The sequence below is a fragment of the Geodermatophilus sp. URMC 63 genome (assembly GCF_053502565.1).
Genome location: NZ_CP199956.1, coordinates 2725043 through 2738332, shown reverse-complemented (window position 1 = coordinate 2738332; position 13290 = coordinate 2725043). Strand labels below are relative to the sequence as shown.

The 13290-nt window shown below is 75.4% G+C and carries 12 protein-coding genes; 4 read left to right on the top strand and 8 right to left on the bottom strand.

The window, feature by feature from the left end:
* Positions 1 to 34 precede the first annotated feature (34 nt).
* Together ACWIZO_RS13410 and ACWIZO_RS13405 are read left to right on the top strand one after the other, a co-directional pair.
* A complete protein-coding gene (locus ACWIZO_RS13410) occupies positions 35 to 1318 on the top strand; it encodes a nicotinate phosphoribosyltransferase (protein WP_448638174.1) in 1284 nt (427 codons plus the stop codon).
* Positions 1319 to 1337: 19 nt separating this feature from the next.
* The gene (locus tag ACWIZO_RS13405; RefSeq protein ID WP_448638173.1) at positions 1338 to 1910 is read left to right on the top strand and encodes an isochorismatase family protein; all 573 of its coding nucleotides are present in this window, start codon (positions 1338 to 1340) and stop codon (positions 1908 to 1910) included.
* A gap of 60 nt (positions 1911 to 1970) precedes the next feature.
* On the opposite strand, the gene serB is transcribed toward ACWIZO_RS13405, so the two are convergent.
* Both serB and ctaD read right to left on the bottom strand, forming a co-directional pair.
* A complete protein-coding gene (serB, locus tag ACWIZO_RS13400; RefSeq protein WP_448638172.1) occupies positions 1971 to 3239 on the bottom strand; it encodes a phosphoserine phosphatase SerB in 1269 nt (422 codons plus the stop codon).
* A gap of 164 nt (positions 3240 to 3403) precedes the next feature.
* Positions 3404 to 5161, bottom strand: a complete 1758-nt coding sequence (gene ctaD, locus ACWIZO_RS13395) for an aa3-type cytochrome oxidase subunit I (RefSeq protein WP_448638171.1) — start codon at positions 5159 to 5161, stop codon at positions 3404 to 3406.
* A 216-nt stretch (positions 5162 to 5377) separates the two neighbouring features.
* Between ctaD and ACWIZO_RS13390 the strand changes: the two genes are divergently transcribed.
* Positions 5378 to 5659, top strand: a complete 282-nt coding sequence (locus ACWIZO_RS13390; RefSeq protein WP_448638170.1) for a GlsB/YeaQ/YmgE family stress response membrane protein — start codon at positions 5378 to 5380, stop codon at positions 5657 to 5659.
* A gap of 109 nt (positions 5660 to 5768) precedes the next feature.
* On the opposite strand, the gene ACWIZO_RS13385 is transcribed toward ACWIZO_RS13390, so the two are convergent.
* The 6 genes from ACWIZO_RS13385 to ACWIZO_RS13360 all read right to left on the bottom strand — a co-directional run bounded on the left by ACWIZO_RS13385 (position 5769) and on the right by ACWIZO_RS13360 (position 11449).
* Positions 5769 to 6593, bottom strand: a complete 825-nt coding sequence (locus ACWIZO_RS13385) for a putative RNA methyltransferase (RefSeq protein WP_448642956.1) — start codon at positions 6591 to 6593, stop codon at positions 5769 to 5771.
* A 29-nt stretch (positions 6594 to 6622) separates the two neighbouring features.
* Positions 6623 to 7861, bottom strand: coding sequence for an MFS transporter (locus tag ACWIZO_RS13380; RefSeq protein ID WP_448638169.1), 1239 nt, complete (start codon positions 7859 to 7861; stop codon positions 6623 to 6625).
* Positions 7862 to 7871: 10 nt separating this feature from the next.
* Positions 7872 to 8387 (bottom strand): metallophosphoesterase family protein, encoded by a 516-nt coding sequence (locus tag ACWIZO_RS13375; RefSeq protein WP_446759212.1) that lies wholly within the window; start codon positions 8385 to 8387, stop codon positions 7872 to 7874.
* 162 nt (positions 8388 to 8549) lie between these two features.
* On the bottom strand, positions 8550 to 9509 hold the full coding sequence (locus ACWIZO_RS13370; protein ID WP_448638168.1) for a cytochrome c oxidase assembly protein: 960 nt from the start codon (positions 9507 to 9509) through the stop codon (positions 8550 to 8552).
* 157 nt (positions 9510 to 9666) lie between these two features.
* Positions 9667 to 10584: a cation diffusion facilitator family transporter gene (locus ACWIZO_RS13365; RefSeq protein WP_448642904.1), complete on the bottom strand. Its 918-nt coding sequence runs from the start codon at positions 10582 to 10584 to the stop codon at positions 9667 to 9669.
* Between the two features lie 148 nt (positions 10585 to 10732).
* Positions 10733 to 11449, bottom strand: a complete 717-nt coding sequence (locus ACWIZO_RS13360) for a M23 family metallopeptidase (RefSeq protein WP_448642903.1) — start codon at positions 11447 to 11449, stop codon at positions 10733 to 10735.
* 649 nt (positions 11450 to 12098) lie between these two features.
* On the opposite strand from ACWIZO_RS13360, the gene ACWIZO_RS13355 reads away from it, so the two are divergent.
* Positions 12099 to 13280, top strand: coding sequence for an alcohol dehydrogenase catalytic domain-containing protein (locus tag ACWIZO_RS13355; RefSeq protein ID WP_448642902.1), 1182 nt, complete (start codon positions 12099 to 12101; stop codon positions 13278 to 13280).
* The last annotated feature ends 10 nt before the right edge of the window (positions 13281 to 13290 follow it).

Sequence of the window (13290 nt, the reverse complement as noted above, 5' to 3'; positions counted from 1 at the left end):
CACCACTCTAGGACGGCCCACCTAGGCTCCGGCCATGCCGACGGGTCCCGCCCTCCTCACCGACCGGTACGAGCTGACGATGGTCGCCGCCGCCCTCGCCGACGGCACCGCCGACCGCGACTGCGTGTTCGAGGTCTTCGCGCGGCGGCTGCCGCACGGCCGCCGCTACGGCGTCGTCGCCGGCACCGGCCGCCTGCTCGAGCAGCTCCCCTCCTTCTGCTTCGACGACGACGAGCTCGAGACCCTGCGCGCGCAGGGGCTCACCGACGGCCGGCTGCTCGACTGGCTGGCCGGCTTCCGCTTCTCCGGCGACGTCGAGGGCTACGCCGAGGGCGAGCTGTTCTTCCCCGGCTCCCCGGTCCTGACCGTGCGCGCGCCCTTCGCCGAGGGCGTGCTGCTCGAGACGCTGGTGCTGTCGGTGCTCAACCACGACAGCGCGATCGCCTCGGCCGCCGCCCGGATGGTGGCCGCGGCCTGCGAGCGGCCCTGCATCGAGATGGGCTCGCGCCGCACGCACGAGCAGGCCGCCGTCGCCGCGGCCCGCGCCGCCAGCCTGGTCGGTTTCGTGGCCACCTCCAACCTGGAGGCCGGCCGGCGCTACGGCGTGCCGACGACGGGCACCAGCGCGCACGCGTTCACGCTGCTGCACGACGACGAGACCGCCGCGTTCCGCGCCCAGGTCGAGGCCCTGGGCGCGGGCACCACGCTGCTGGTCGACACCTACGACGTCGTCCAGGGCATCCGCAACGCCGTCGCGGTGGCCGGGCCCGAGCTGGGGGCGATCCGGCTGGACTCCGGTGACCTGCCCACGCTGGCCAGCGCCGCCCGCCGGCAGCTCGACGAGCTGGGTGCCACGGGCACGCGCGTCATCGTCACCAGCGACCTCGACGAGTTCGCGATCTCCGGGCTCATGGCCGCCCCGGTCGACGGCTACGGCGTGGGCACCTCGCTGGTGACCGGGTCGGGCGCCCCGACCGCCGGGATGGTCTACAAGCTCGTCGAGCGCGACGGGGTGCCGGTGGCCAAGCGGTCGGAGGGCAAGAACTCCGTCGGTGGCCGCAAGAGCGCCGTCCGCCGGCACGACGCCGACGGGACCGCGACCGCCGAGGTGGTCGCCAGCGGGCCGGTCGAGCCCCGCGACGGCGACCGCCCGCTGCTGGTCGAGCTGGTGCGCGGCGGGCGGGTGGTCGACCCCGCCTCCCCGGCCGACGCGCTGGCCGCGGCCACGGCGCACCACCGGCGGGTGCGGGAGGCGCTGCCACCGGAGGCGTGGGCGCTCTCGCGCGGGGAACCGGCCCTGGAGACGGTGACGGCGTGAGCCCGGAGGGAGGACGGCGATGACCCGCGCGCTGGTGGTGGTCGACGTGCAGAACGACTTCTGCGAGGGCGGCAGCCTCGCGGTGGCCGGCGGGGCGGCGGTGGCCGCGGCCATCAGCGCGCACGCCCGCGAGGCGGCCGGCGAGTACGCGCACGTCGTCGCCACCAGGGACCACCACGTCGACCCCGGCGGCCACTTCGCCGAGCAGCCGGACTTCCTCGAGACCTGGCCGGCGCACTGCGTCGTCGGCACCGGCGGGGTGGAGCTGCACCCCGCGCTGGACCGGGAGCCGCTGCAGGCCGTCTTCGACAAGGGCGAGTACGCGGCGGCCTACTCCGGCTTCGAGGGCCGCGCGGACGGGGTGTCCCTGGCCGAGTGGCTGCGGGAGCGCGGCGTGGACGCCGTCGACGTCGTCGGGATCGCCACCGACCACTGCGTGCGGGCCACCGCGCTCGACGCCGTCGGCGAGGGCTTCGCGACCCGGGTGCTGCTGCACCTGACCGCCGGCGTCGCCCAGGCCTCGACCGAGGCGGCCCTGGAGCAGCTGCGCACCGCCGGTGTCGACCTCGAGGGCGAGGTCACCCGCGGCTGAGGTGAGGTCCTTCCGGGTACCTGACCGCGGTGCCGTCCGGAGGACGGCGGTGTCACAGCATCACAGGGCGTCGAGGACCTCGTCGCGGGTGAAGCCGAGGACCTGCAGGACGGCGTCGAGGTAGGGCTGGTTGAGCGCGGCGTGCGCCTGCTCGCGGACGACGGGCTTGGCGTTGAAGGCGATGCCCAGGCCGGCGGCGTTGAGCATGTCCAGGTCGTTGGCGCCGTCGCCGACGGCCACCGTCTGGTCGAGCGGGATGCCGTGCTCGGCGGCGAAGCGGGCCAGTGCCCGCGCCTTGCCGGCCCGGTCGACGATCTCACCCACGAGCCCGCCGGTGAGCCGGCCGTCGGCCACCTCGAGGGTGTTGGCCGCCGCGAAGTCCAGGCCGAGCGAGGCCGCGAGCGGGTCGGTGATCTGGCTGAAGCCGCCGCTCACGATGCCGCAGCGGAAGCCGAGCCGCTGCAGCGTCCGGATGAGCGTGCGGGCCCCCGGGGTGAGCTCCAGGTGCTCCCGGACCTCGTCGAGCACCTCCACCGGCAGCCCGGCCAGGGTCCCGACGCGGGCGCGCAGCGACTCGGCGAAGTCGAGCTCGCCGTTCATCGCGGCGGCGGTGATGCGGGCGACCTCGGCGGCGCGGCCGGCCCGGGCGGCGAGCTCGTCGATGACCTCGCCGCGGACGAGGGTCGAGTCGACGTCGAGCACGATCAGCCGCTTGCTGCGCCGGGTGAGCCCCGCCTGCTCGACGGCGATGTCGGCGCCGCTCGCGGCGGCGACGGCAGCCAGTGCGGTGCGCAGCGCGGTGGCCTCGGCGCCGGAGACGGTCAGCTCCAGGCTGGTGACGGGGTAGTCCGACAGCCGGCGGATGGCGTCGATGTTGCCGCCGACCCCGGCGATGGCCGTGGCGGCTCCGGCGACCGCCCCGGGCGGCACCGGGCGGCCGAGCAGGATGACGTGGTGGGGCCGGCCGGGGCGGGCGCCGTCCGGGCCGCGGTCGGAGGCCGACTCGACCTCCACCCGGACCCCGGTGGCCTCGGCGACCCCGGCACCGAGCCGGGCCAGCCCGGAGAGGAAGACGGCCTCGTCGACCGGCCCGTCGGCCGGCAGGGCAGCCAGGACGACGCCGAGCACCAGGTGGCCGTGCACGACGACCTGCTCGACGTCGACCACCTCGACCGGCGGGAGGCCGTCGGCGCCCTCGGCCAGCGCCCCGAAGAGGCGGGCCGTCACGCCGGGCCGGTCGACACCGGAGACCGTCAGGAGCGCGCGCGGGCCGCCGGCGACGGTGTCCGCAGGGAGGCGGGGGGCGGGGTCGAGCGGCACGGCCGCCATCGTGCCGCACCACCCGGGCCGCTCCCCCGCGCGGTCGGCCGGCCCTGGACACGCCGACGCCCCGCCGGCCGGAGCCGACGGGGCGTCGTTGGTGACGGTGTGGACCGGCCCCTCTGCAGGGTCCCGGCCCGAGCCTGCGAGGGCCGGGGGGCAGAGGGGTCCTCTCAGAAGGGGTCGGGGTCGTTCGGGCCCTGCCGGGGACCGGTGCCGCCGATCAACTCGCTGGCGCCGGCGTAGGGCTCGTGCCGCTTGCCGACGTGCGCCTCGCGGTGCAACCGCTCGATGAGGTGCGGGTAGTGCGCCTCGAAGGCCGGACGCTCCGACCGGATCCGCGGGATCTCGGTGAAGTTGTGCCGCGGCGGCGGGGACGACGTGGCCCACTCCAGCGAGTTGCCGTGTCCCCAGGGGTCGTCGCGCAGCGCGAGCCGGCCGTACTTCCACGACTTCGCCACGTTGTAGAGGAACGGGATCGTCGAGGCGCCCAGGATGAAGGAGCCGATCGTCGAGATCACGTGCAGCGTGGTGAAGCCGTCCTCGGGCAGGTAGTCGACGTAGCGGCGCGGCATGCCCTGGGTGCCCAGCCAGTGCTGCACCAGGAACGTGGCGTGGAAGCCGATGAACGTCAGCCAGAAGTGCAACTTGCCCAGCCGCTCGTCCATCATCCGGCCGGCCATCTTCGGGAACCAGAAGTAGATGCCGGCGTAGGCGGCGAACACCACGGTGCCGAAGACGACGTAGTGGAAGTGGGCGACGACGAAGTAGCTGTCGTTGACGTGCCAGTCCAGCGGCGGGCTGCCCAGCAGCACGCCCGTCAGCCCGCCGAGGAGGAAGGTCACCAGGAAGCCGATCGAGAACAGCATCGGCGTCTCGAAGGTGAGCTGCCCGCGCCACATGCTGCCGATCCAGTTGAAGAACTTGATCCCGGTCGGCACGGCGATGAGGTAGGTCAGGAACGAGAAGAACGGCAGCAGGATCGCGCCGGTGGCGAACATGTGGTGCGCCCACACCGTCACCGAGAGGCCACCGATGAGCAGGGTCGCGCCGACCATGCCCTTGTAGCCGAACAGCGGCTTGCGGCTGAACACCGGGATGACCTCGGTGATGATGCCGAAGAACGGCAGCGCGATGATGTAGACCTCGGGGTGGCCGAAGAACCAGAAGAGGTGCTGCCACAGCATCGGGCCGCCGTTCTCGTCGGAGTAGACGAGGGCCCCGAGGTTGCGGTCGGCCAGCATGGCCATGATCGCCGCGGTGAGGATCGGGAACGCGAAGAGCACCAGCAGGCTGGTGACCAGCGTGTTCCAGGTGAAGATCGGCATCCGGAACAGGGTCATGCCCGGCGCCCGGAGGCACGCGATGGTGGTGATGAAGTTGACCGCGCCGAGGATCGTGCCGAGACCGCTGACCGCCAGGCCCGCGAACCACATGTTCGGGCCCACACCGGGGGTGTGCACGACGTCGGAGAGCGGGGCGTAGGCGTACCAGCCGAAGTCGGCGGCCCCACCGGGGGTGAAGAAACCCGACACGACGATCGCGCTGCCGAAGAAGAACAGCCAGAAGGAGAACGCGTTCAGCCGCGGGAACGCGACGTCGGGCGCGCCGATCTGCAGCGGCATGATCAGGTTCGAGAACGCGAAGAACAGCGGCGTCGCGAACATCAGCAGCATGACGGTGCCGTGCATCGTGACCAGCTGGTTGTACTGCTCCGGGGAGAGGAACTGCAGCCCCGGCTGCCCCAGTTCGCCACGGATCAGCATGGCCATGAAGCCGCCGATGATGAAGTAGGCGAACGAGGTGGCCATGTACATCAGGCCGATGGTCTTGTGGTCCGTGGTCCGCAGCAGGTTCGACAGCTGCGACCCCCTCCGGACCTCGCGAGCCGGGCTCGGCCGGCTCACGATCGGTGCGGGCGCGATCGTCACGAGCCGCAGCTTAGACCGTGCCCGGCGAGCCCGTCCGGCCCGACCGGGCGGGCACGCCGGGCCTCCCGCCCCCGCCGGCGTGCCGGGACGGGCGCCACCCGACCGGGTGGGTGATCACTTCGCGTTTCCACGCTGGTCAGGAGGGGAACCAACCCGTCCGACCCCGGAGATCCCGGGGCCACGGCCACCCCGGCCATCCCCCTCAGGAGGTCCACCGTGGAGCTTCTCTGGAACATCATCGTGCTGATCGTCGTCGGTGCGATCGCCGGCTTCATCGCACGTGCGCTGGTCCCCGGCAAGCAGTCGATGAGCGTCGGCATGACCATCGTCCTGGGCATCATCGGCTCCTTCGTCGGCAACCTGCTCGGCAGCCTGATCTTCGAGCCGCACCGGTTCGAGATCGGCACCTCCGGGATCATCGGGTCGATCATCGGAGCGATCGTCGTGCTGCTGATCTACGTCTCGGCGACGAAGAACCGCGGGCGCATCGCCCGCTGAGCGGGCACCCGCCTCGGGGGACGGTGGGGCACCCGGGTGCCGCTCCAGGAGGGGCCCGGCCGGTCGGCCGGGCCCCTCCTGCGCGTCCGGGACACGTGTCCCGGGGACGTCAGACCGTCCAGGTGCTGACGTCGACGGCGAGGGTCACCCGCACCTGCGCCGGCAGCCGGGCCACCGCCGCGGCCAGCTGCTCCGGTGCGAGGTGCCGGGCGTGCGGCCCCATCCCCACCACCGTGGTGACGGCGCGCCGGTCGAGCACCAGCTCCTCGCGGTGCTGCACCCCGCCGGCCGGTGCCAGGTGCGGCTCGAGCGCCGCCGACAGCCGCGCGGCCTTGTCCGGGTCCACCCGCAGCAGGCCCAGCGGGCCGACCAGCTCGGCCAGGTGGTCCGGCGCCGGCGTCGCCACGACCAGCCGGCCGCCGGGACGCAGCACCCGCGCGGTCTCGGACCCGTTGCGCGGCGCGAAGACCACCGTCACCCGGTCGACGGCGGCGTCGCGGACCGGCAGCCGGGCCCAGGTGTCGGCGACGACGGCGAGCACACGCGGCGAGGCCCCGGCCGCCCGCCGCGCCGCGTAGCGCGACGCGTCGAGCACCAGGCCGACCGCGCCGGGCAGCCGGTCGAGCACGCCGGCCAGGTGGTGGCCCGTGCCGCCGCCGAGGTCCAGGACGCCGTCCACGGGCCCCTCGCCGGCGGCGACCGCGTCGGCGAGCACCCGGGTCAGCCCGGCGTAGGTGCCGGCGGAGAGCACCTCGGCCCGGTCGGCCACCATCGCGGCGGTGTCACCGGACGGCGGCGTGTGCCCGGGCGGCAGCAGCGTGACGTGGCCCTGGCGGGCGCGGTCGAAGGCGTGGCCGACCGGGCAGCGCAGGCCGGCGTCCCCGGGCAGGGCCGCGAGCGGCTGCCCGCACACCGGGCAGGCCAGCAGGGCCACCGCCCGCGCCGGCCAGGGCCGCCGGGCCGTCACGGCGTGCCCGCGGACGCGGCCACGGGTGGCTGCGCCGGCGGGGGCGGGGCCTCGGCCGCACGCCCGGGCACGACCGGCACGGCGACGAGCGCGGCGGCCGCGCCCATGGCGAAGGCGGCCGGGTAGCCCGGGCCGGCGTCGACCAGCAGCGCGGCCAGCGGCACGGTGAGCGCCGCGGCCAGGTTCTGCGCCGTGTTGTGCGCGCCCAGCGCCCGCCCGGCCCAGGCGCTGCCGGCCTGCTCGGCCACCGAGGTGAAGGCCACCCCGTTCGGACTGACCGTGGCCACCGCGGCGAGCGCGGCCGCGGCGGCCGCCACGGCCGGGCCGAAGACCTCCGGCGTCAGCGCGGCGACGAGCGCCAGCACCCCGACGACGACGGCCACGGTGGCCGCCACCCGGCGCAGCGGGCCCAGCCGGCTGCCCACCCGGTCGGACCAGATCCCCGCGCCCAGGCGCGCCGCCACGCCGCCGACCTGGGTGACGGCGAGCAGCGTCCCGGCGGCCGCGACGCCCCAGCCCGCGTCGTGCACCAGCCAGTCGAAGGCCAGCCCGGCGACGGCGAACTGCGGCACCACCAGCAGCGTGCTGGCCGCGTGCACCCGCCAGAGCACCGGGCCGCGGTACGGCGAGGGCGGCCGCGGGACGCCGTCGGCGGGGGCCGGGCGGGCCGGGTCGCGGACGAACACCGCCACCAGGACCGCGGTGACCGCGCAGCCGGCCGCCAGGACCGCGAACGCGCCACCGGGACCGTCGCCGGCCAGCCGCGGGAGGAGGAGGGCCGCCAGGCCGACCCCCAGCGGCTGCCCGGCCTGGCGGATGCCCATCGCCAGGCCGCGCTGCGCCGGCGGGAACCAGCCGAGCACCAGTCGGCCGCTGGCCGCGTGCACCGAGCCGCTGCCGCCGCCGGCCAGCAGCAGCCACAGGCCGGTGGGGAGGGCGGAGTCGGCGAGCGCGGCGCCACCGAGCCCGCCGGCGGCGATCGCCAGACCGCAGGAGAGCACGAGGCGCTCGCCGTGGCGGTCGGCCAGCGCCCCCCACAGCAGCAGGGTGAGCACCAGGCCGGCCGTGGGCGCGCTCACCAGGAGTCCCACCTGCGGCAGGCTCAGCCCCTCCTCGCGCAGCGCGACGGTCAGGAAGGGCAGTCCGTTCTGCGCCGCGCACGCGGCGACCAGCCCGGTGAGCCCGACGCCGAGGTACCGCCAGCGAGCGGGGGGTGGGGCTCCCGGTGCGGTCACCGGGCGGCCGTCACGGCCGCGGCTCGCGCGGCACCGGGTGGAAGGTCACCTCGGACAGGACGCCGTCGGCGGCGACGGCGGTCACGAAGGTGCCGTGCGGCTGGCGACGGCGGTCGGTGGGCGAGCCGGGGTTGAGCAGCCGCAGGCCGGTGCCGGTCGTGGTGTCCCACGGGATGTGGCTGTGGCCGAAGAAGAGGACGTCGGTGTCGGGGAAGCGGGCGGCGCAGCGGCGCTCGCGTCCCTGGGCGTCGCCGGTCTCGTGGACGACGGCGATCCGCAGTCCCTCGACGTCGGCCCGCGCCACCTCCGGCAGCCGCTCGCGCAGCGGCCCGTGGTCGTTGTTGCCGTGGCAGGCGAGCAGCCGGCGCGAGCGCGCCTCGAGCGCGTCGAGCAGGGCGACGTCGACCCAGTCGCCGGCGTGCACCACCAGGTCGGCGGCGTCGACCGCGGCCCAGAGCCCGGGGGGCAGGTCCCGCGCGCGCCTGGGCAGGTGCGTGTCGGCCATGACGACCAACGAGACGGGCACGCGCCCATGGTCGCAGAGGCCGTCCCGGCCGACGGAGCCGCAGGAGCCGGCCCTCGGCCCGGCGGCGGAGGCCGGAGGTCACCGCCCCGGGGTCACCGCCCCGGGGTCACCGGCCCGGCGGCGGAGGCCGGAGGTCACCGCCCCGGGAACACCGCCCCGGGGTCACCGCCCGCGCGCGGCCATCGCCTTGAGGCGGGCGTTGTAGGCCTTGAGCTCGGCGTCGTCGTCGCGCTCGGCGGCCCGGCTGATCCGCTGCCCGCGGCGCTCCTCCGAGCCCATCCACGAGAACAGCACGATGGCGAGGACGAGCAGCGTCGGCAGCTCGCCGAAGGACCAGGCGATGCTGCCGGCGGTGTTCTGGTCGGTCAGGGGGTCGACACCCCAGCCGGCGGGCGGCTCGGCGAAGGTCCGGACCACCAGCGAGCTGGCCATCATGATCGCGACACCGAAGAAGGCGTGCAGCGGCATCGGGATGAGCAGCTCGAGCATGCGGCCGGCGTGGCCCACCTGCCGGGGCCACGGGTCCTGGGCCAGGATCGGCCCGAAGAACAGCAGCCCGGTCACGGTGAAGTGGGCGAGCATGAACTGGTGCCCGACCGGGTCGCCCATGAGGGCGTCGAAGACGGGCGTGAAGTAGACGCCGTAGAGGCTGACCAGGAACAGCGGCAGCGTGAACAGCGGGTGGGAGACGAAGCGCGCCACCCGGCTGTGCAGAGCATCGAGCAGCAGCGCGCGCGGCACGCCGGCCACGCCCCTCCCCCGCGGGAGCGCTCGCAGCGCCAGCGTCATCGGCCGGCCGAGCAGGACCAGCACCGGCACCACCATCGACAGCACCATGTGCTGGGCCATGTGCACGCTGAACAGCACCATGCTGTAGCCGTTGAGCCAGGTCCCGGTGACGGCGAACAGCGCCAGGCAGCCGCTGACGGAGGACGCCGTCCGCCACCACGGCCAGGCCACGCCCGAGCGGCGCAGCCGCACCACGCCGACCAGGTAGGCGGCCAGTCCGACGAGGGCGAGCACCGGCAGCACCGACCAGGCGTCCAGGTGGGGCAGGAACACCCGCCCCCACGTGGGCGGCTCGCCGGGCACCCACATGCCCGAGTGGTGCCCGTGCTCCACCTGCGCCTCCCGTCCGATCGCCGTACGCTCCCCACTGTCCCACTCGGCGCGGCACGGGGTGGCCCCCTCGCAGGGGCCTGGTGACGTCCTGGAACGGCCCCCTCGCAGGGGCCCTCCGCCTGAGCGTGCGAGGCGTGGGGGGCGAGGGGGTCCTTCCTCAGTCGTGGACGGGCGACTCGTGGCCGGCGTGCGCCTCGGCCTCGATCTGGAAGGTGCAGTGCGCGACGTCGAAGTGGTCGCCCAGGCAGCTGCCGAGCGCGTCGAGCACGCGCCCGCCGTGACCGGCCTCCAGCGCCTCGTCGGTGACGACGACGTGCGCCGACAACACCGGCAGCCCCGAGGTGATCGTCCAGGCGTGCAGGTCGTGGACCCCGACGACGCCCTCGACGCTGAGCACGTGCGCCCGGACCTCGTCGAGGTCGACGTCGCGGGGGGCGGCCTCGAGCAGGACGTCGAGCGCCTCGCGCAGCAGCGTCCACGCGCGCGGGAGCACCAGGCAGCCGACGAGCAGCGCGGCGAGCGTGTCCGCCGGGGTCCAGCCGGTGACGGCGACGACGCCGGCGGCGACCAGGACGGCCACCGAGCCGAGCGCGTCGCCGAGCACCTCCAGGTGGGCACCGCGGACGGCGAGCGAGCTGCGCCGGCCCCGGTGCAGCAGCGCCAGGGCGGCGAGGTTCGCGGCCAGGCCCCCGGCGGCGACGGCGAGCACCACCCCGGAGTCGATCTCGGGCGGGTCGCCGACGCGGCGGACCGCCTCGACGACCACCACGACCGCGACCGCGGTCAGCAGCAGGCCGTTGGCGACGGCGGCGAGGATCTCCACGCGCTGCCAGCCGAACGTGCGCCGTCCGCGGGCCGGGCGCTGCGCGAGCGTGACCGCGCCGAGGGCCAGCCCGACGCCGAGCGCGTCGGTGGCCATGTGCCCGGCGTCGGCGAGCAGGGCCAGCGACCCGGACACCAGCGACCCGACGACCTCGGCGAGCAGCACCGCGACGGTGAGCCCGAGGACGACCGCCAGCCGGCTGCGGGAGCCCCCCGCCGCCGTGCCGTGGTCGTGCGCGTGACCGGCGCCCATGGGCCTCCCTCCCTCGGGTCCAGTGTCCCCCGCCGGCGCGCCGACCAGTCCGGACCGGCCGGGAGGCGGCGCGGCTGACGTGCCGGACGGCCCCCTCGCCGGGGCCTGCCCCGAGCCTGCGAGGGGTGGGGGGCAGCGGGGTCCTCCCTCAGACGGCGACGCCGCGGTCGCGCAGCCACGGGAGGGGGTCGGTGCGCTCGCCGTCGATCCCGCCCACGTGCACCTCGAGGTGCAGGTGCGGGCCGGTGGACTGCCCACGGTCGCCCAGCAGCGCGATGGTGTCGCCGGCGCGGACCACCTGGCCCGGCTGCACGAGGATCTGCTCCATGTGCCCGTAGACGGTCACGTCGCCGTTCTCGTGCTGGACGTAGACGGCCAGGCCGAAGCCGCCGGCCGGCCCGGCCTCCAGGACGACGCCGTCGGCGGCCGCGTACTCCGGCGTGCCGATCGGTGCGGCCAGGTCGATGCCGGCGTGCAGCGTCCCCCACCGCTCGCCGTAGGTGCTGCTGAGCCGGGCGCCCGCGACCGGCAGGACCGCCCGGGGACGCGCCGCCTCGGCCGCCGCCGCGGCGGCGGCCTCCGCGGCGACCCGGTCGGCCTCGGCCTGGGCCTGCGCCGCGGCGGCCTCCTCGGCCTCGCGGGCGGTGCGGCTGGCGGTGACCTCGCCCAGCAGCACCTCGGCGTCGGACTCGATGACCGCGGCCTCCGCGGCCGGCGACAGGTCCGTGCCGTCGATGCCGAGCTCCTCGGCCACGCTCACCGAGGCGCTCCGACCCGTGGAGCCCTCGGCCTGGGCGACGCCGTCGCCGGCGGTGGCGGTGCCCAGCCCCACGGCGCCGACGAGGACGGCCGCGAGGTGGAGCACCGGGCGCCGACGCGGCGGCGGCAGCCGGCGGCGTCCCGCCGTCCGGTGGGCCGGCCGCACGGCGGGGGCCTCGGCGGGCTCGTGAGCCGGCGCGACGGCGGCGCCGACGCGGTCGGCGGGGGCCTCGACGCCGGTCCCGGGAGCGGCCGCGGCGGACCGCAGGCGCGGGGTCGGCCGCGGGCGGAGACCTCCGGACGTGGACGTCTCCTCCTGACGCCGCTGCGAGGTCGTGCGCCGGACCGCCGGACCGGCCGGAGCGTGCCGCCGGGTGGGCGAGGTCGCCGCGGCCTGCCGGGTGGAGGTGCCCGCGGGGTCTCGCGGGGCCGCCGCTCCGTCGCGGAGGCGGTCGGGGTGGAGCTCGGTCATGCACCTGACTTCCGTCGGGGACAGGGACTCGTGCGGCGCCCGGGGAGCAGGCGGGAGCCATGTGAACACGCCGTGGTGTTTTCGTGACCTGCACAGGTGGGTAAGGGCGAGCGAATGTGTGGCACACGCCACTGACCTGCACGGATGTCATTCGACAGCCGGTCGAAGTGGCCTCACGGTGCGTCACGAACACGCCGGTTGAGCGTTGGACCAGGCGCGATGAGGCTCACGTGGGGCAGGAGCCGCGGCGGAACCCCTGGACGAGCACCCGAGGAGCAGACCCATGCGCGCAGTGACCTGGCACGGCCGAGCCGACGTACAGGTGGACACCGTCCCCGACCCGACCATCCAGGAGGACACCGACGTCGTCATCGAGGTCACCTCGAGCGGCATCTGCGGCTCCGACCTCCACCTGATCGAGGTGATGGCGCCGTTCATGTCCAAGGGCGACATCATGGGGCACGAGCCGATGGGCGTCGTCCGCGAGGTCGGCTCCGCGGTGACCGCCGTCCGGCCGGGCGACCGCGTCGTCGTGCCGTTCAACATCTCCTGCGGCACCTGCTGGATGTGCTCGCAGGGCCTGCAGTCGCAGTGCGAGACCACGCAGAACCGCGACCAGGGCTTCGGCGCCTCGCTGTTCGGCTACACCAAGCTCTACGGGCAGGTGCCGGGCGGCCAGGCGGAGTACCTGCGGGTGCCCTTCGGCAACACGCTGCCCATCGCGGTCCCGAGCGACCTGCCCGACGACCGGTTCGTCTACCTCTCCGACGTGCTCCCCACCTCCTGGCAGGCGGTGCAGTACGCCGCCACCCCGCCCGGCGGCACGCTGCTGGTGCTGGGGCTCGGCCCGATCGGCGACATGTGCACCCGGATCGCCCACCACCTGGGCATCGACAAGGTGTACGCCTCCGAGGTGGTGCCCGAGCGGATCGCCCGGGCCACCGCCCGCGGCACCGAGGTCATCCGCTCGACGCAGCAGGACGAGGTGGTCGCCGCGATCCGGGACGCCACCGACGGGCGCGGTCCCGACGCGGTCATCGACGCCGTCGGCATGGAGGCGCACGGCTCGCCGCTGGCCTCCATCGCGCAGAAGGCCACGGCCGTCATCCCCGACGCGATCATGGCGCCGGTGATGAAGGTCGCCGGCGTCGACCGGCTGGCCGCGCTCAACACCGCCATCGAGGCCGTCCGGCGCGGCGGGACGATCTCCCTGTCCGGCGTCTACGGCGGGGCCACCGACCCCATGCCGCTGTCGAGGATGTTCGACAAGCAGATCCAGCTGCGCATGGGCCAGGCCAACGTGTGGCGCTGGGTGCCCGACATCCTGCCGCTGCTGCTCGAGGGCGACCCGCTCGGCGTCGACGACTTCGCGACGCACCGCGTGCCGCTGGAGCAGGCTCCGCAGGCCTACGCCGACTTCCGCGAGAAGAAGGACGGCGCGGTGAAGGTGCTGCTCCAGCCCTGACCGACCCCCA

Bases quoted from the DNA above. Each gene is read 5' to 3' on its own strand.
- ACWIZO_RS13410 (WP_448638174.1), top strand. From the start codon at position 35: ATGCCGACGGGTCCCGCCCTCCTCACCGACCGGTACGAGCTGACGATG.
- ACWIZO_RS13405 (WP_448638173.1), top strand. From the start codon at position 1,338: ATGACCCGCGCGCTGGTGGTGGTCGACGTGCAGAACGACTTCTGCGAG.
- serB (WP_448638172.1), bottom strand. From the start codon at position 3,239: ATGGCGGCCGTGCCGCTCGACCCCGCCCCCCGCCTCCCTGCGGACACC.
- ACWIZO_RS13365 (WP_448642904.1), bottom strand. From the start codon at position 10,584: ATGGGCGCCGGTCACGCGCACGACCACGGCACGGCGGCGGGGGGCTCC.
- ACWIZO_RS13355 (WP_448642902.1), top strand. From the start codon at position 12,099: ATGCGCGCAGTGACCTGGCACGGCCGAGCCGACGTACAGGTGGACACC.